Origin of the sequence: Vibrio sp. B7 (assembly GCF_963888765.1) — a bacterium.
Lineage (GTDB): Bacteria > Pseudomonadota > Gammaproteobacteria > Enterobacterales > Vibrionaceae > Vibrio > Vibrio anguillarum.
The window spans coordinates 144,777-162,202 of the sequence record NZ_CAWPKR010000036.1 but is presented as its reverse complement, the minus strand read 5'-3'; the positions used below and the strand labels follow the sequence as shown (position 1 = coordinate 162,202).

Annotated in this window: 17 protein-coding genes; 4 read left to right on the top strand and 13 right to left on the bottom strand. The window is 42.3% G+C overall.

What is annotated here, in order from left to right; genetic code table 11:
- Positions 1-36: 36 nt before the first annotated feature.
- From AACV32_RS13075 to AACV32_RS13035, 9 genes are all read right to left on the bottom strand, one after another.
- Entirely contained in the window at positions 37-1,392 is a 1,356-nt protein-coding gene (locus tag AACV32_RS13075; protein WP_017046422.1) for an HD domain-containing phosphohydrolase, read from the bottom strand.
- A complete protein-coding gene (locus AACV32_RS13070; protein ID WP_017046421.1) occupies positions 1,368-3,026 on the bottom strand; it encodes an EAL domain-containing protein in 1,659 nt (552 codons plus the stop codon). The genes AACV32_RS13075 and AACV32_RS13070 overlap by 25 nt, the downstream gene beginning before the upstream one ends.
- A gap of 4 nt (positions 3,027-3,030) precedes the next feature.
- Positions 3,031-4,365, bottom strand: a complete 1,335-nt coding sequence (locus tag AACV32_RS13065; RefSeq protein ID WP_017048758.1) for a sensor histidine kinase — start codon at positions 4,363-4,365, stop codon at positions 3,031-3,033.
- A gap of 26 nt (positions 4,366-4,391) precedes the next feature.
- Positions 4,392-5,699, bottom strand: a complete 1,308-nt coding sequence (locus AACV32_RS13060) for a sensor histidine kinase (protein WP_017047214.1) — start codon at positions 5,697-5,699, stop codon at positions 4,392-4,394.
- 9 nt (positions 5,700-5,708) lie between these two features.
- Positions 5,709-6,290: a chemotaxis protein CheC gene (locus AACV32_RS13055; protein ID WP_013867877.1), complete on the bottom strand. Its 582-nt coding sequence runs from the start codon at positions 6,288-6,290 to the stop codon at positions 5,709-5,711.
- Positions 6,287-6,652: a response regulator gene (locus tag AACV32_RS13050; protein ID WP_013867878.1), complete on the bottom strand. Its 366-nt coding sequence runs from the start codon at positions 6,650-6,652 to the stop codon at positions 6,287-6,289. Before AACV32_RS13050 ends, AACV32_RS13055 begins: the two co-directional genes overlap by 4 nt.
- A 36-nt stretch (positions 6,653-6,688) precedes the next feature.
- Positions 6,689-7,864, bottom strand: a complete 1,176-nt coding sequence (locus AACV32_RS13045) for an HDOD domain-containing protein (protein ID WP_017046419.1) — start codon at positions 7,862-7,864, stop codon at positions 6,689-6,691.
- Between the two features lie 4 nt (positions 7,865-7,868).
- Complete coding sequence (locus AACV32_RS13040; protein ID WP_017048759.1) at positions 7,869-8,174, bottom strand: Hpt domain-containing protein; 306 nt, start codon at positions 8,172-8,174, stop codon at positions 7,869-7,871.
- Positions 8,175-8,338: 164 nt separating this feature from the next.
- The gene (locus tag AACV32_RS13035) at positions 8,339-9,313 is read right to left on the bottom strand and encodes a diguanylate cyclase domain-containing protein (RefSeq protein WP_017046417.1); all 975 of its coding nucleotides are present in this window, start codon (positions 9,311-9,313) and stop codon (positions 8,339-8,341) included.
- A 138-nt stretch (positions 9,314-9,451) separates the two neighbouring features.
- Here AACV32_RS13035 and AACV32_RS13030 point away from each other — a divergent pair, with 138 nt between their 5' ends.
- A complete protein-coding gene (locus AACV32_RS13030; protein ID WP_017046416.1) occupies positions 9,452-9,889 on the top strand; it encodes a DUF3069 domain-containing protein in 438 nt (145 codons plus the stop codon).
- 117 nt (positions 9,890-10,006) lie between these two features.
- Here the strand turns inward: AACV32_RS13030 and modC are convergent, their stop codons facing one another.
- Genes modC through AACV32_RS13010 form a run of 4 tightly spaced genes read right to left on the bottom strand, consistent with a single transcriptional unit; the run spans position 10,007 to position 14,042 of the window.
- The gene (gene modC / locus AACV32_RS13025) at positions 10,007-11,113 is read right to left on the bottom strand and encodes a molybdenum ABC transporter ATP-binding protein ModC (RefSeq protein ID WP_026028329.1); all 1,107 of its coding nucleotides are present in this window, start codon (positions 11,111-11,113) and stop codon (positions 10,007-10,009) included.
- Entirely contained in the window at positions 11,113-11,802 is a 690-nt protein-coding gene (gene modB, locus AACV32_RS13020) for a molybdate ABC transporter permease subunit (RefSeq protein WP_017046414.1), read from the bottom strand. Before modB ends, modC begins: the two co-directional genes overlap by 1 nt.
- Positions 11,792-12,565, bottom strand: coding sequence for a molybdate ABC transporter substrate-binding protein (gene modA, locus AACV32_RS13015; RefSeq protein ID WP_017048761.1), 774 nt, complete (start codon positions 12,563-12,565; stop codon positions 11,792-11,794). Before modA ends, modB begins: the two co-directional genes overlap by 11 nt.
- A 1-nt stretch (position 12,566) precedes the next feature.
- Complete coding sequence (locus AACV32_RS13010) at positions 12,567-14,042, bottom strand: cobyric acid synthase (protein WP_170895228.1); 1,476 nt, start codon at positions 14,040-14,042, stop codon at positions 12,567-12,569.
- A gap of 157 nt (positions 14,043-14,199) precedes the next feature.
- On the opposite strand from AACV32_RS13010, the gene AACV32_RS13005 reads away from it, so the two are divergent.
- From AACV32_RS13005 to AACV32_RS12995, 3 genes are all read left to right on the top strand, one after another.
- A complete protein-coding gene (locus AACV32_RS13005; protein ID WP_026028331.1) occupies positions 14,200-14,571 on the top strand; it encodes a YgiW/YdeI family stress tolerance OB fold protein in 372 nt (123 codons plus the stop codon).
- Between the two features lie 136 nt (positions 14,572-14,707).
- Positions 14,708-15,232 (top strand): hypothetical protein, encoded by a 525-nt coding sequence (locus AACV32_RS13000; RefSeq protein WP_017046411.1) that lies wholly within the window; start codon positions 14,708-14,710, stop codon positions 15,230-15,232.
- Positions 15,233-15,415: 183 nt separating this feature from the next.
- A complete protein-coding gene (locus tag AACV32_RS12995; protein WP_170895227.1) occupies positions 15,416-17,326 on the top strand; it encodes a sensor domain-containing diguanylate cyclase in 1,911 nt (636 codons plus the stop codon).
- The last annotated feature ends 100 nt before the right edge of the window (positions 17,327-17,426 follow it).

Genomic DNA, 17,426 nt, shown 5'->3' with positions numbered 1-17,426 from the left:
TCAATTGAGTGCTGCTGATGCGGCACTCTTTTTAAATTAACCAATGTAAACCGCGATTGGCATATTAGTCTGTTCTTCAAGCTCTTTTAATTTCGCCAACAAAGTTGAGTTAATTTGATTGCCAGCGGTCAACATTAAGTTTCCATTGGGTAAGTACAAATCACGCTTAATTTTCATCCCCGGTTTCACTTCACTCAAACCAATGCACAATTCTAGGCCATCCTCCAAGTGTTTTAACGAAGTTACTACCATTAAAAAAGCATCCACGACAGTGGGGTCATACAAGGTTCCAGCCTGCTCTTTTATATAACTCTGCGCACTTTTGGTATGCATACGACGTGGATTATTTGGTGATGCAATATAGTAGTCATAATCTTTAACCACTTTAATAATACGTGAACACAAAGGTATTTCTTCACCATGTAAATGGCCTGGCTTACCAGTACCGTCATACAACTCATCTTGGTGGCGAATGATCTCAACTAGTGGTTCAAAGCGCTTAATTCGGCCTAAAATCTCGGCGCCTAATACAGAATTGGCGTTAGGACTCTGAGGAATTGAGGTTTCTGGATCAACAATCAACTTTTCAAGTTCTTTATCTTTCGCACCGATTAATCCTATTTGGTGCATCAAACCACACAAATAGACATGACTTACTTGGCTTTCAGGTAGTTTTAACCGCTGCGCTACTACCTTCGCTTGGTTGGCAATACGCTCTGCGTGATCGGCTGGGTGTCCCGTTCGATATTGAATGATCGCAGTAACCATACCTAGTATATCTTTAAACGTCTTGTTACGACTTATCAATAAATGTTCTAACTTTTTATTAGATGATTGCAGCTCTAACGTTCTCTCTTTTACCTTCTGCTCTAAATCTTGATTAAATTCAGCCAGCTTACGATTATTATCTTCCAAGGCTAGATTCACTACTTCGAGCTCGCTATTGCGTTTTTCTAACTCAATAGCCAAATGTTCTCGCTCTTTTGTCAGACGATAAAACTCCGCTGCTTTTGAAACGATCAATTTTAGGTTTTCGTTATCCCATGGTTTGCCAATATAGGTATGAATTCCGCCGGAATTTACTGCCCTGACGGTTGACTGAATATCACTATATCCAGTAAGCAGGATACGAATCGTCTCAGGATATAATTCTTTTGATTTTGCGAGAAAATCGGCACCATCCATCTCTGGCATCCGCATATCAGAGATAATAATAGAGACCTCATGTTGCTCTAAATATTCCAAGGCTTCCTTTCCGCTATTAAAAGAAACTATGTCATAATCTGTACGCAAAACCCTCGTTAGTGATTTTAGAATTTCGCTCTCATCATCTAGCAGCAGAAGGCTAAGTCTATCACCACCAATCGCTATTTTTTGTGCGACATTTTCCATCGTTCCTCCTCCATTCTAGACAAATAACTGACCACGTCGTCTGATGATAATGCCTGACTCACCAAATGCCCCTGGATAATGGAACAGCCCAAGGTTTTCAATTTATCCGCTTGCTCCTGAGTATCAACCCATTCGGCGATCACTCCCATTTCAAGTGATTCAGCACTGTCTATCATTGCCCTCAGAATAACTTCATTGGACGCTGATTTGCCAATTGCTTGAACAAATCGTCCATCAATTTTAAGTACATCGAAAGGCATTTCGCACAGATATTCATAGCCCGCATATCCAGTTCCAAAATCATCCAGTGCACAGCTCAATCCTAACCCTTTCAGTTTACTGAGTTCTTGTTTCGCCTGAATAAAATCCTCAATAAAGTCATGCTCCGTTATCTCTATTGACAAGTTATTCAAACCGCAACTGAGCTTTGTAGTTAGCTTAGTCAATAATTCGTAAAATTGCCCATTTATCAACATGTTCCCAGGCACATTAACACTGATATTTCGATCTTTAATTAGTTTCTGATGTTGTTTGATGAACATCAGTACGTCTTCCAATATTTTTTCGGTCAACACTGTAGTTAAACCATACTGTTCAATTATGGGTAAGAAGCTGGCTGGATATTGCCACCCATTCTCAACTGTTTTGCGCCTAGCTAATGCTTCAAATCCACAAACATCACCAGTTACCGTCGACAGTTGCGGCTGATAAAACGCGCAGAAATAGCGTCTATCGATATCGTTTAATACAGAAAATAGCGCCAATAACTCTCGGGATTGAGGATCATTATCGAGCCAGTAAATCGGCAGTTGATGATGCAAACGCACTCGCGAGCGTTCATTAAGGTCAGCAATAGATATATCATCGACTTGATGCAACGATTTGACATCACAGAGCAAAACCGTGTATCTGGTTTTAATAAGATGTGTGTCGACTTCAACAGGCTGAGAGAGTCGAGAACATAGGCGCATCACAACTTGATAACCTTTGGGGCTGTATGGAATGCACATAAACAGCTTATCTTTGTAGCGATATATGGTTTCCGGCTCTGTATTACCATCACTCAGATGCCACGCCAGCGTTTTAATAAATTGATTACCAAGCGCTCCGCCGTATTGATGGTTAATTTCGTCTAGATTAGCAATATTCACCATGACCAAAGCGTATGAGGAGTCACCATGTTTTTTCAATTCGATAATCTGTTCATCTAACGTACGCCGGTTTTTTAAGTTCGTCAGCACATCACTACCTAGCAATGCTTCACGCTCCAATAAACTCAAACGTATGGTTTCAATCAGCTCCTCTCTATCCCATGGTTTTTGGAGAAAACGATGCAATTTCCCTTCGTTCAAAGCACGAGACAAACCTTTGATGTCAGCTTGACCAGATAGAATAATGGTTACAACATGAGGATACTGATTGCGAATATTGACGACCAGCTCTGTCCCATCCATATTAGGCATTCGATAATCAGAAATCACAATTTCGATAGGGTGCCGCTCTAAAATAGTCAGAGCCTCAAGGCCGCTACTCGCACAATGAACCACAGAAAAATGCGGTTTGAATTCACGAGTTAAAGCTTTAAGTACCGCTGGCTCATCATCTACAAGCAGAATTTCTTTATATCGAAACATACAATTACCCCCCCAATCCTTTCATCGAATGATGAGGTGCAACATAAAGCGGTAAACGAATATAGACGCAGGTTCCTTGACCTATCGTCGACTGAATTTCAATTTTTCCGAGGTGCTCTTCTATGATTTCTTTCGCAACAGATAATCCAAGTCCTGCGCCATCACCGATACGCTTGGTGGTAAAAAAAGGATCAAAAACGTACACTAAATCTTCCGGACAAATGCCTTTACCGTTATCGCATACCGATAGACAGACACTAGATTTATTCTCGATTAATAAGCTGTTTTCCATATACAAGGCGACAGTGACTTCACCATCAGTATGAGAGAATGACTGTAACGCATTGACTAACAAATTAATCAGTACTTGTTGGAGCTTATGGGTTTGCCCTAGAACATAAAATGGTATTTGAGGAGGTTCATAATTTAAGCGTGCATTCAGCTTCATTTCACCCAACACCATATTAGTTGCAGAGCTAACCACGTCTCTTAAATCGACCATTCCAACTGATAATTTGGACTCGTGATAATACACATTCAAGCTCGCTACAATGTTCTTAATACGCGAAAGCCCCTCTAAACTTTCCACAATGATAGACTCGCTATCATCAAGTATTTCTGCCAACTGACGGTCGTTGATCTGCTGGATCTCTGGGTGTGCCTTCACTTGGGCAAGATAGGAACTTAACGTGTTGAAATTACTCATCACAAAACCGAGTGGATTATTGATTTCATGCGCAACACCGGCGGCCAATTTACCTAAAGAAACCCTTTTTACATCTTGCTCATTTCGTTGAAGATCACTACTACTCTCCCGCATAGACGACAGTAATTTTAAGGCCATCTCGACCAGTAACATGCCTTCTTGGATTTTTTCTAATTCACTTAAGTCAAAAGCATTCAGCGTTGTTCGCGCAAGAAACAGGCTATAGCGCCGCGTCAGTGAGGAGACGGAAAAGGTAACGCCACTTTTCCAAGTAGGAAAGTCATTGTGATAGTCTGAGAATTTCCCCGCATCATTGGCTAAATCAGGGAAGTAACTAAACTCCGTATCGGCTAAGACCGGGTATGTGCCTAACTTCATTGCATCGGTGATTGGAAAACTAGAACGCAGTATCTTGAGCCTCTGCTCAGAATTGTAAGAAAATAGCACGATATGTGTATTAGGGAATAAAGGCTGAACATGAGTAATAAACTGATCTAACTTGTCTTCTTGTGGTTGATTTGAAAACATAACTCCTAGCAAAGAAAGTACGACGTAGTGAAATGTTGAGTCCAAGCTGTGTTCTTCTTGAAAGCGTCTATTCTCTTCCTGTTGCTGGGTTTTACTCACATGCATACTCCCTAATCAAATAACGATAATTTTCACTCTATTGCTAGTGTAGCCAATTCGATTGCGTCTATCGGCAACGTAATGATGAATTCAGTACCTTTATTCACTTCGCTATGAACTGCAATGGTGCCTTTATGACCATTGATGATCCCGTACGAAACTGATAAACCTAATCCTGTGCCGGACCCAACCGCTTTGGTGGTAAAGAAGGGTTCAAAGATGCGATCTTTAATCGCATCAGGAATACCACTTCCCGTATCTTTAATGCGAATTTCAACCTGTTTCTCATTTAGCTTAGCTAATGAGATGGTGATGGTGCCTTCTCCGACAATCGCCTGACTTGCATTGACAAGAATATTAAGAAGAACTTGGTTAATCTGCATTGGCTGGCAATACACGTCAGGCACGTTTTCTTGATATATCTTCTCTAAAGTAATGTTGTATTTGATTTCGTTATTGATGATTTTCAGCGTTGATTCGATACAGTTTTCCAAATTTGCATAGCTCCATTCAGAACCATCAACGTGTGAAAACTCTTTCAAATTTTTCACAATGGCCATTACTCGAGATGAACCTTCTAGTGATTCTGAAATCAAATCTGCCGTATCTTCTAAAATAAAATCAATCTGTTTCTCTTGTAGTAATGACTCACACTTTGCCGCTAGAGCGGTATCATTTGCTTGTGAAACCTGCTGTTTTATCCCTTCTAAAACGGCGGCTAGCGTTTGAAAATAGTCACTAAGTGTTTGAATATTGGATGTGATAAACCCCACTGGATTATTGATCTCATGGGCGATGCCTGCTGAAAGCTGCCCAATAGAGGCCATTTTCTCTGATTGCAGTAGTTGTCCTTGTGCATCTTCGAGTTTTTTAATCAATACTTTTTGCGCTTGATGTTCTTGCTCTAATTGATGAGAAATGCGCTTAAGTTCCTGCTGCTGACTAGCTTGTATCGTTACGTCATAGACACATATACAGACATGCTCGATAGTCCCATCTTCACTATGAATAGGGATGATCTCCAAATCTTGATACATCTGTTCTTCTTCACCCGATACAGGGCGGGAACTTTTAAAGGGCAATAGGTGAGGTTTCTGCTCCCAGCTACTAAAGCTTGAAGTTTCAATCACCAATGCCGTATCAATTTTTCGTTTAAGGTAGTCGGCGGAATGAGGAAATAGTTCAAGTATGTTCTTTCCTTGCATCACATCACCATCAAAAATGACTCGGGATTGGAAATAGTCATTAGCTTTCACGATAATGTAATCCTGTCGTACTATGCACAACGCAAAAGAGAGTTGATCCAGCAGATCAGAAAGCAGTAAGCGGCTTTTTCCCATTCCAAACTCCTACATCAACTCATCGAGGTGAATGAGTACCTTATCCAATTCGTTGTCTGCAAAACAGATGATGGTTTTAGCAGAGAATGACGCTTTTTCGACTAAAAAAGAGATTTCCATAATTAAAGATAGCTTCCACTGAGAAATGGGAAGCGGCTGTGTTGACGGATAAAACAGCACTGGAGACTGAATTTTAGTTTTTATGTCTATTTGCTGACATAGACCCTTTAGACTTGCACCAGATAAAATATTCGAGATATCTAAAATGCTCTCCTCTAGGCTCACGACATCTTGAGCATCACCTGTTGATTGTTTTAGATCGCTCACTATCTGTTCACAGCCTTTTCTGCTCATTAAGGTCACTAACTCACCATCCATGCCACCAAAAAAAGACTGCCGAGTGTAGTAATAATCGGTTTCATAAGATTGCAGTTGCGCTAAATCCTCATCCGTTGCCACTCCAATACTGGGTACAGATATAGTGACGTGCAAATTAAGCAAGGTAGCCAGTTTATTTGCTGCTCTGCCCATTGAGATATTCATAAATTCTTGCAGGGCGTCTTTATGGTCTTCTGAAAGTGCCATTGTCATAATAGTCCTACCTCGTGCAATGTTTGTTTTAGCTGTGCTGGGTCAAGTGGTTTTTGCAAAAAGGTGACTGCACCGAGTTCTCTTACGCGCTGCTGAGCAAAAGGTTGAATATCGGCACTAATGACAATGACAATGCTTTTAGCATCAACGCTGTGCAGATATTCTAGGACTTGGAAGCCATCCATTTCTGGCATGGTCAAATCTAAAAACATCACTTCAGCGCACCCATTTTGGTAATTGACTAGGGCTTCTTTGCCATTTTGGGCTTCGCTGATTTCTACATCCCACTCTTCAGGAATCGCCCTCATTACCGCTTTTCTCGACATCTTTGAATCGTCTGCTATTGTAATTTTAATTGCCATGCTCGCTCCCTCTAACCAAAAAAAGTAATTATATAATTACTCAATAAATATGGGTTTTAGCTCAACTAATACGCTTGCAATGGAACTCGGTACACCGTCAATCAGTGTTTGGTAGCTCTCATTTTCCTTACATGCTTCTATACGATTTGCAAGCCCCACAATACTGCCAAGTACAACAGATTTGTCATCTGAAAAAAAATCACTCTTACTTTGATTAAGAACGATCTCTCCAATCTCTGAACCGTATCCCCATATCATCAGCATGTATGCCGTTACTATGTAGTAATCAGCATATTCTTGTTGAAGCTCTAAGAAAGAATCAACATTATGGATATCAGCGCCTTCCTCCATCAAAATCAATTTTCCGATTGCGGTAAGCAAGCTTGAGACAAACACCCGATCTTTATCTTGTAAGGAGTACCCCAAGTTTTTAGCCAGTAAACGGGATATATAGCTCACCCTCAGCGCCTGTTCTGAAATATCTTGGTGGGCCTTTTTTGAAACTAAGCTGTTAGCGTGATGGCTCAATAACGATATGGCGATGCTCTCCACTAAAGTCGCACCTAAACGTCCAACAGCTTCCGATAATGAATCTGTGGTTCGACGAAAACCCAAGTAAGAAGAATTGGCAATTTGAAACACTCGTGCGACTAATACAGGCTCATGGCTAATGGTGTCTGCGATTGATTGAAGATCACAAGTAGGAGAGGCAATAGTTTGTTGTAAACGGTGTATCGAATTGGGTAATACCGGAAGATCTTTCAAACTTCCGAGTTTAGTTCGGCACTCATTGTTAAACGGCATTTGATAAAGACGTTCGCTACATTCAAATAAGCGTTCAAAATCCTCTTGTGTGAATGGCTTAGGCAGAACGAAGTGGGAATACGCATGCGCTTTTTGAGGCAAATTCTCCTGCGTATTCCCAGTTAAAAGAGCTCTCACTACTTGCGGGTAAGTCTGCTTTACCTCTTCTAACAACTCATCGCCACATTTATGCGGCATGAGTAAATCTGAAATGATAATGGCTGGCGGTTGGCAATTATACTTATTCCATTCTGACAACCAATCTAGTGGCTCTGAAACGAGTATAATTTCCCATTCTGGACGAATACGCCTGATCAAACGAGCAATGGCTTTAAGCATAAAAACATCATCATCTATGCACATGACCTTCAAATGTACTTTTTCCATTTGATTCTCACTTAGCTTCATTGTTTTATTTATTCATATATTGGTTGATTTCGTCCAACAACAACTTACTTTGATCATTGATCGAACTGATTGAAAACTCGGTGTCTTGAGTAACATTGGTTAGATTATCAGTTGCGGCTTCAAGTTTCTGGAATTCAAATGCTAATACATCCGCTCCGACAAACCGAGATGACGATTTCATGGTGTGTGAAATGTGATGAATCACCTCAACTTGGTTGCCACAAAACGCATTGCTAAGTTTATTCAAAGCTTCCAATAGGCTTGTTCGATAGCCGCACAGCATCTCATTCACATTCTCTTCACCCACCATGTCCGCCACCCTACCTGGTGAAAAATACTGCAATCCGTCCATAAAGTGCACCCATGAGCCAAAAAAGTTGATATATGCATCCTGACTTCTAATCCAAAGCGTTAGTACTAGTGTAGACCATATTGCTTAAGTACTAACAAAAAAGAGCGAGTGAAGTGTGTGTATTAGCTTAATGCTGCATTGGTAACATCGTAAGAAATAAAGCAATTTCTACCTTGATGCTTTGCTTGGTACAAGGCTTCGTCGGCCAGATTGTAAATATTAGCGATAGACTCAGTGCCATTCGGCGTTAACGAGATGACACCTTGAGATAAGGTGACATGATCAGCAATTTCGCTGTATTGATGAGGATAGTGTGCTTTGATCATTGATTGTTGGATTCGCTCAGCGGCGATCAGTGCTTGTTCATAATTGGCATTGCCCAGCAGCACTAAAAACTCTTCACCGCCATATCGCCCTACATACTCACCAGTGCGCACAAATAACTGATTCACTGTTTGCGCAATGCTAATCAAGCAGTTATCTCCTTCTATATGGCCGTAGTTATCGTTAAACCGTTTGAAATAGTCCACATCGATTAAAATGAGGCTCATTGGAAATTTGTGCCGCCCATGCCAACTGATCATCTCTTTAAGCTTGTCATCTATAAATCGACGGTTAAAGACTTGCGTTAAGCCATCTTCATTTGCTTGCTGCTGCAAAACACCATTTAGCTCTTCAAGTTTAACCGTTGCGCGTTTAAGTTCTCGACGCATACTTGCAATACGCTGCATGGCTAATAATTTGGAGTTGAGTACCAGTTTATCGACTGGCTTGGTTAAGTAATCATCACCGCCTGCCTCTATCGCTTGCGCGATCATCGACGGTTCATCATGCCCACTTAAAAAGATAATAGGTACCCATTCATGGTATTGCTGACGTATTTTTTTCGACAATTCAAAACCATTCATGCCGGGCATCGAAATATCCATCAGAATCAGTTCTGGATCAAATTGGCAATAGCTATCCAATGCCGCTTGTCCACTGGCAACCGCCTCCACGTGATGACCGAGCTGTTTAAGACGAATGGTGAGTTGCATTCGATCCAGTTGTACGTCATCGACCAGTAAGATCCTCATAGAAGAGCCCGAACTTACCATCTGTAACCCCTTTAAATTTCAATCATATGCTTACGTATAACATAGATTTATTCACTTTCTTTGTTTAATTTTGCGCACAATATTGACTTTTCGCTATAAATTTTTAGCATGTAGCTTTTCCCCTAAAGAGATATCTTCATGTCTGAAGTAAAGCAAACCGAACAACCTGTAGTGGACTTAGACGCCATCTCGCCAGAATTGCGCCAAGTAATTGAATTTGATCAAGTGCCACAAGAGATGTACTACATGGTCGTGTCTATACATGAAGTCTCTGAAGAAGCGGTACGCGAGTCTTGGAACTCTCTACCAGCCAGTGCGCAAAATGTGTTGGATAATTTTGAACAGTTTCATGCGTTGATCTCTGTCAGCCAAGCTTTTGCTGGTGTCAATGTCATGGAGGAGTTCCCAACATTGAATTTACCGAAAGAGATGACAGACCAAGATAAAGAAGAGTACCGAGCAGAGCTTCTTGATCAAGTGCTGCATAACTGTGTGAAAGATATGGTTAAACAGATCAAAAAAGCACGCCGCGACCCGATTCTAAAACGCGATTTTAAAGACGTGTTTGCAAAATAAAACGCACACCATTGAGCATAAAGCCGTCAATTTTATATGACGGCTTTTTCTATTGAACCTGAACTCGAGATAAGAGAGGCTTAGGTTATTGAATCAATACATTAATAATGAAAAACATTAATGCGTTAAGACGATATCACGCTGCGACACGCTCACGCCTTTAATTTGCACATACAGCGAATCACCAACATCCAGTTGTAGCTCATCGGCCGCCCATTTGGTTACCGTAGCCCACAGGTAACACCCTTCGCCTAATTTGAGTTTTATCCCCACACTCTGTTTATCAGTACCTAGAGGCTGCTTTTCAAGCTGGCAAATCTGCGCAGGCAGAATATTACGAATTGACGTCCGGTTTGGCTTATCAAGCGCCACCGAAACATCATTTGCACGGATCTGTAATCGCAGTGCAGAGCCTACCTCGCCTTCCACATATTGCACCCAAAGTTTGACATCATCTGCAAGTGAGACCTGTGTGAGCGCATAATCTTTGTTGTGCTGGCAGATGTGGGCAGAAAACAGACTACTTTGGTCGGCAAGTGATTGCCAAGGACGCATATAATTTGAAGACCACACTTGCTCTAGCTCACCGCTTATCAGCACAGCGCCCTGCTCTAACACAACTAAATGATTAGCCAGACGCAAAATTTCATTCATGCTGTGCGTCACATAGAGAATTGGAATATGCACGCTATGAGCCAGCTCTTCCAAAAAAGGCATCACTTCACGTTTGCGCGGCATATCGAGCGATGCCAACGGCTCATCCATCAATAAAATATCGGGCTTGGATAGTAAGGCTCGGCCAATCGCTACTCGCTGTTTCTCCCCACCCGATAAATCATGCGGATAACGTGTAAGTAATGGCGCTAAAGCCAATAATTTTACGATGGCGGCGAAGTGGTCGGCATCCTTTTTTTTGACACCATAGTTTAAATTGCCATAAACGGTGTAATGTGGAAACAATCGAGCATCTTGAAAAACGTAACCAACGTTGCGCTTTTCAACAGGCAAGTTAATCTTTTTTCGTTGGCTAAATAGGATGCGGCCATTGATCTCGATTTCACCAAGTTCAGGCTTCACCAATCCACTGATAATATTGATGAAGGAGGTTTTCCCCGCCCCTGAACGCCCGAAAACCGCACAAATACCACGGCTTGGTAAAACCAAATCCGCATTAAGCTTGATATCACCTAACTGTTTTTCAAATTGAATCTTTAACCCACTCATCATTGAGTCCCTAAGCGCCGAGTCATTCGGCGGCTAATCACTTCAGAAATGAATAACGAAGCCAAGGCAATCGCGATGGAGATAATACACAAACGCATCGCTTCCATTTCGGCTCCTGGCGTTTCTAAAAAGTTATACATCGCAAGAGGAAGCGTTTGTGTTTCACCGGGAATATTGGACACAAAGCTAATGGTGGCTCCAAACTCACCTAGGCTGCGAGCAAAAGAGAGCATCGCGCCAGTGATCAGCCCGGGTATCGTTAAGGGTAATGTAATGGTCAAAAAAACTTTGAGTGGTGAAGCGCCTAAGGTTCGAGCCGCTTGCTCTAACTTAGGATCGACGCTTTCAAGGCTTAAACGAATCGCACGAACCATCAAGGGCAGTGCGATGATGACACACGCCAACACGGCTCCACGCCAACTGAAGCTGAAACGCAAGCCAAACATATTATCAAGCCACTGCCCAATTACGCCTTGTTTACCCATGGTGATCAACAGAAGATACCCCACAACCACTGGCGGTAATACGAGCGGCAAATGCACTAGGCTATCCAGTATACTTTTACCCCAAAACTGCTTTCTGGCGAGTAGCCACGCAAAAAACATTCCCAGCGGTAAGAGCCAAAGCACGGTATAAATCGCGACTTTTAAGCTCAGTTGCAGTGCAACCCATTCGTACTCAGAAAGCAAAGGAATCCGTTCCTGTCATCACGCTAAAACCGTAGTTCTGTAAGATACTTTTTGCTTGATCGCTGCGTAAAAAAAGCATGAATTGATTCACCGTATCACGCTCAGTTAGCTGCACTAAAGGATAATGGATGGCGCTGTGTAGGCTTGAATCAAATTCGTGTACCACTTTGACCTTATTGCTCATCAATGCATCCGTCTTATATACAATACCAAGTGCGGCTTCTTGACGTTCAACTAGCGCAAGCGCTAAACGTACGTTATTGGTTTGAGCCAGCATAGGGGCGAGCGACGACCACACTTTTAACTTTTCTAGTGCCTCTTTGGCATACATTCCCACAGGCACCGCCATTGTGTTACCTATCGCTAAACGTGAACCGTTCAAGGCGTCAAGCCATGCCGCAACATCATTTACTACCAGCGAATTGAGCTTCGACGATTGAGGGGCGATAAGCACCAGCTGATTTCCAGCCAACAATGTGACCTTATCGCTCGTCACAATGTTCTTGTTAAGCAAGTGAGTAACCCAGTTATCATTGGCTGAAATGAAAATATCCGCTGGTGCACCTTGCTCAATTTGACGAGCAAGCGCGGATGAACCCGCATAAACGGGCACAATGTCTAACGGTTGTTTCGGCTGGTAAGCCGCAATCAATTCATTAACCGCATTCGTCATGGATGACGCTGCATAAACAGTGATTTTCTCTTGTGCATAAACCGCCGTGCAGCACAGCATGGCGACGATAGAGAGCAGTATTTTTCTCATGTTAACGCTCCGTTAATTCTGGCCATAATAAGGCCAAGTTCAAATGCTCTTCAATCGCATCCGCAATGCGGTTAATGGCTTGTTCTTTTTGCGCCACATGATCGTAATAACTTATATCAGCGGCACCAGCCCAGTGACAGATAAGCTCAGTTGCGGGAAAACTATCAAAAATTCCGTGCATGTAAGTCCCCAACACTTGCTGGCAATCACTTAATAAACCGTCACGGTTGCCATTGTCTAACGTGATGATTGCTGAGGATGATGCATCATCGAGCGTTGTGCGTCCAACGTGGATCTCGTAGCCTGAGACCTTCGCTTTACCTTGCGGTAAAATAAGCTCGCCTTGAACATTCCTGAGCGTTTTTTCAGCGGTGAGTTCTGTACTGACGTCCAACAACCCCAGTCCTTCACTTTCGCCCGCTCCACCTTCAACGCCGAGTGGATCGCGAATTACCCGACCTAACATTTGGTAACCACCACAAATGCCCATCACTTTGCCTCCGAAACGCAAGTGACGTTTGATATCCTGATCCCAACCTTGCGAGCGAAGATACGCAAGATCGTCCCTTACAGATTTATTGCCCGGAAGCAGAATCAGATCCGCATTTTCGATCCGTTCACCCTTTCCCACATAACGTAAGTCAACATCAGGATTTAAACGCAACGCATCAAAATCAGTATGGTTACTAATGCGAGTCAACACTGGCACCACAATATTCAATTTACTGTTGCTGCTGAGGGTTTGCGCTTGAGTGATCGCATCTTCAGCTTCTAAATCAAAGCCATGTAAATAAGGCAGCACACCAATGACGGGTTTACCCGTTTTTGCTTCTAACCAATCAAGGCCAGATTGCAGTAACGCAATATCACCTCGAAAGCGGTTAATCACAAACCCTTTTACACGCAGCTGTTCCGATTCAGAAAGCAGTGCTAACGTGCCATACAGATGAGCAAATACACCGCCTCTATCAATATCGGCAATGATAATCACAGGTACATCGGCCGCTTCAGCAAACCCCATGTTAGCAATGTCGTTTTCGCGTAGGTTGATTTCAGCCGGGCTTCCCGCCCCTTCAATCATGACACTTTGATACTCGGCTTGTAACCGAGCGTAGGAATCAAGCACAGTATTCATCGCGACTTTTTTATAATCGTGATAACCCGTAGCTTCCATATTCGAGAGCGCTCTGCCTTGCAGGATAACCTGCGCACCCGTGTCTGAATTTGGCTTGAGTAATACAGGGTTCATGTGTACCGATGGCTCAACGCCACACGCTTGAGCCTGAACAGCTTGCGCTCTCCCGATTTCGCCACCATCGGCCGTCACCGCACTATTGAGCGCCATGTTTTGCGGCTTAAAAGGGGCTACTTTTATTCCTCGACGTGCTAACACTCGGCATAAGCCTGCAACTAGCACACTTTTTCCAGCGTCGGAAGTGGTGCCCTGCACCATCAATGACCTTAATGTTGATTCCATATTAACTCTACGATAGGCGTTTGCTGGTAATCATACCGTCACAGCTGCTACTCACTCAATAAAATGAATGGAATATTAATGTTCCGCTCAGAGTGTGTTCAACATCTTAGTGTTTAAATCGCTTCATCAAAACAACAAACCCATAAAGGAATTAAAAATGAAACGTACAACACTAGCCCTAGCAGCTTCGATGATTATTGCTCCTGTTTTCGCTTTTGCAGGTAACCATAACCAAAATAGTAGTGCCATCAATTACAATGGTCCTATCGAACTTACGTCTGTGGAATCGTTGCTAAAAGACACCAATATGTTTACAGAAAAGCATGTTGTGGTTGAAGGAAAGTTGATTCGTCAAATCAGAAAAGACACATTCGTATTCAGTGATGGCAACGGTGAGATTCAAGTAGAACTGGATGATGACATCCACTTCACAGCACCACTCAATGCCGAGACTAAGGTTCGCCTTTATGGCGAATATGAAGGAGGACTGACACCTGAAATCGAAGTGGATCAGATCCAAGTTCTATAATCATTACTGTTTATTGCTCTCTTGATGGTAAAACATAAAAAATAAGATGGATTTTTTTGTGAAAATGGCCTGTAATTTGCAGGCCATTGCTGTATCTTATTCAGCTTAATTTTCATCTTTTCAGGACGAAGCGTACATGTATAAAAAAGCGTACTCACTAGGCCTAGTCGGTTTGTCATGCGTTCTTTCTTTCTCTGCGCAAGCTAACAATTTTAATTATAACTTCTTTGAAGTCAGAACCGCTATCAGCCCTGAATCCTCAGGTGCAGAATTTAGTACTTATTTAACCGATAATACACACCTGGTCGCTCGTTACGATTCGAGATTTGACGGAGATTGGGATGCCGCTGGCGGAATTGGCTTTAACGGTCCAATAAACCAATTTGCCGATGTCTACGGACAAATGCTTGTTCACCACATTAGACCTACCGATGAACAGGGTGGCAAAAGCGAAACCCAGTTGGAGTTTAATATTGGCAGCCGGATCTGGTTATCGAGCCAAATTGAAGCCAATATTAAACTGGGTAAGAACGATGAACACTCGGTATTTTGCGCTGGATTACGTTTTCACTCTACCGAACAATTATCGTTAGGAGCTGAAACCAAAAACAACGGCGTTTACGGCCCACAGATCGTCATGAATGTTCGTTTTCAGTTCTAAAACGTAAAACGGCCTTCAGGCTTAAGCGCATGATGCTTCTTCGCTACTTGTGCGCTTCTTTTGACTCTTTGTATCAACAGAATTACCCCACAAATTTGATGTACTCCACGATATCAGATATTTGGAAGCGACTTCTCATATATCAGCGATATACTATGCACTCAATAACTTATGTGTGCCGCTATGTTTCGCTCTTTCTATAAATACTTAGCTCAATGGCTATTTGTTAGTGTCGTGCTTGGGGTTGTGCCCTTTCTTTATTTCGTCAAAGAATTCGACAAAGCTCACGAACAAACTGTGCAAATGATCGAACAAAAAAGCCATTCTCAACTCGAATACAATAAGCACGAACTGCTTACTGCGTTTAATGACGTTTACAATTCCACTCAAATATTGTCAAACAACACCATGTTGTACAGCGCGTTACGTCTTCCCTCCACCGAAAATATCGAAGCGGTACAGGCGTTTTGGTTATTAGCAGCTCGTATTCAAATCCTTTATTCTCGGCTCAGGCTTTTTGATATAGCGGGTAACGAATTAATTCGCGTGAATCAGAGTAATGGATCAACAGAAGCAGTACCAAGATCACAACTAAAAAACAAATTGCACCGAGACTATTTTCAGTATGCGCAAAACCTTTCCCCAAACCAAATTGGGATCTTCGGTGTTGATAGTGAAAGAGAAGAAGAAAATTATGGCGTTACTTCCCAGATAACCGCAGTATTTAGGATTATTGCACCAATAGATTTTGATGGAAAAAGGCAAGGCTATTTTGTAGCAAATCTTAATTTAACCCAGTTGTACAAAAAATTTAACCAGAGGTTAAATTCACTGAGTCGCCCAGACATCATCAGTTTCAAGGGGCAGTATATTCATCATGAAAATGAGATCTTATCTCAGCAAGAAAACCCGTCGAAATACCACCTGCTGAATATTAACAGTGTCGCCCCTATACTCTGGAAAAGTATGCAAGAGCAAGCTTCTGGCACGGTATGGGATAACAACTGCTGGTATAGTTTTACTCAAGTTCCTTTGCAATCCATATTCCCTGAAATGGAGCCAATTTACCTAATTCAGTCATTAAATGGTGATGCGCTCAATAAATTGCTTTCTGCCACAGAGCTAAAAATTAGCTTTCAAGCGGTTGGCATAGCTCTATTAGTAATGACGATTGCGGCCGGTTTTATTCGTTGGAACGCAAACCACGATAAAAACAGTATTGAGAGCAAACTGGCTAGGGCGGCGATGAATGGTATGTCCGCTATGGTGATTACCGATCGTAATAACCGCATTATCAAAGTAAACAATGAGTTTACCCGGATCAGCGGCTACACCTTAGCCGAGGTAAGAGGTAAACAACCTTCCGTTTTTTCCTCCGGTAAGCACAATCAAGCTTTTTACATGAATATGTGGAAAGTGCTGCAAGACGAAGGGTTATGGGAAGGTGAAGTCATTAATAAGCGTAAAGATGGCTCAATGCAAACCGAGATCTTACGTATTCAAACCATCCGTGATTCAGACGGAATTATTCAGTTTTATGTGGCCTCCTTTGTTGATATTAGTCATCGCAAAGAGCTAGAAAATCGCCTGCGTGAGCTCAGCGAGAAAGATGCGCTCACCAACATTTGGAACCGCAGGAAATTTGATCAAGAAATGCGTTCAGAATGCTTACGCGTAAAACGTTACCAAGCTCAAGTGCAGTCGTGCTTAGCGATTATTGATATCGACCATTTTAAACGTATTAATGATAAATTAGGCCATGCAGAAGGCGATAAAATCATTCGTTCTGTCGCAACACAATTAAGTGAGCACCTAAGAGAAACGGACTTTTTAGCTCGCATCGGAGGCGAAGAGTTTGCCATCATTATGCCTCATACACCACTGGCAGAAGCTGAGTTGGTCATGCACCGTTTACGAGTAGCCGTTCACTTAAATCATCGTTTAGAAGTGTCGATCAGCGGTGGCATCACTGACATTACAGAAAAACCAGAAGAAGTGTATAAACGGGCCGATATTGCATTGTATGAGTCAAAAGCTTCGGGGCGTAATCTTGTCTCGGTATTGACCAGTGTCGAGATGGAAGAATTTGCTTGACAATTAGCACCATTTAAGTGCATCGAGAAATAAAACGGGTTTATTTTTGTGCAATTATCGCAAACTTAGTTTGTAACGTATTGTTCGCTATCATTTTTAC

Excerpts from the sequence above, each read along its gene's own strand:
- AACV32_RS13045 (WP_017046419.1), bottom strand. The coding sequence starts at position 7,864 with ATGAAGCTAAGTGAGAATCAAATGGAAAAAGTACATTTGAAGGTCATG.
- AACV32_RS13000 (WP_017046411.1), top strand. The coding sequence starts at position 14,708 with ATGTATAAAAAAGCGTACTCACTAGGCCTAGTCGGTTTGTCATGCGTT.
- AACV32_RS13055 (WP_013867877.1), bottom strand. The coding sequence starts at position 6,290 with ATGACAATGGCACTTTCAGAAGACCATAAAGACGCCCTGCAAGAATTT.
- AACV32_RS12995 (WP_170895227.1), top strand. The coding sequence starts at position 15,416 with ATGTTTCGCTCTTTCTATAAATACTTAGCTCAATGGCTATTTGTTAGT.
- AACV32_RS13050 (WP_013867878.1), bottom strand. The coding sequence starts at position 6,652 with ATGGCAATTAAAATTACAATAGCAGACGATTCAAAGATGTCGAGAAAA.
- AACV32_RS13010 (WP_170895228.1), bottom strand. The coding sequence starts at position 14,042 with ATGGAATCAACATTAAGGTCATTGATGGTGCAGGGCACCACTTCCGAC.
- AACV32_RS13075 (WP_017046422.1), bottom strand. The coding sequence starts at position 1,392 with ATGGAAAATGTCGCACAAAAAATAGCGATTGGTGGTGATAGACTTAGC.
- modC (WP_026028329.1), bottom strand. The coding sequence starts at position 11,113 with ATGAGTGGGTTAAAGATTCAATTTGAAAAACAGTTAGGTGATATCAAG.
- AACV32_RS13060 (WP_017047214.1), bottom strand. The coding sequence starts at position 5,699 with ATGGGAAAAAGCCGCTTACTGCTTTCTGATCTGCTGGATCAACTCTCT.
- AACV32_RS13065 (WP_017048758.1), bottom strand. The coding sequence starts at position 4,365 with ATGCATGTGAGTAAAACCCAGCAACAGGAAGAGAATAGACGCTTTCAA.
- AACV32_RS13005 (WP_026028331.1), top strand. The coding sequence starts at position 14,200 with ATGAAACGTACAACACTAGCCCTAGCAGCTTCGATGATTATTGCTCCT.
- AACV32_RS13035 (WP_017046417.1), bottom strand. The coding sequence starts at position 9,313 with ATGGTAAGTTCGGGCTCTTCTATGAGGATCTTACTGGTCGATGACGTA.
- modA (WP_017048761.1), bottom strand. The coding sequence starts at position 12,565 with ATGAGAAAAATACTGCTCTCTATCGTCGCCATGCTGTGCTGCACGGCG.
- AACV32_RS13070 (WP_017046421.1), bottom strand. The coding sequence starts at position 3,026 with ATGTTTCGATATAAAGAAATTCTGCTTGTAGATGATGAGCCAGCGGTA.
- AACV32_RS13040 (WP_017048759.1), bottom strand. The coding sequence starts at position 8,174 with ATGGTGGGTGAAGAGAATGTGAATGAGATGCTGTGCGGCTATCGAACA.
- AACV32_RS13030 (WP_017046416.1), top strand. The coding sequence starts at position 9,452 with ATGTCTGAAGTAAAGCAAACCGAACAACCTGTAGTGGACTTAGACGCC.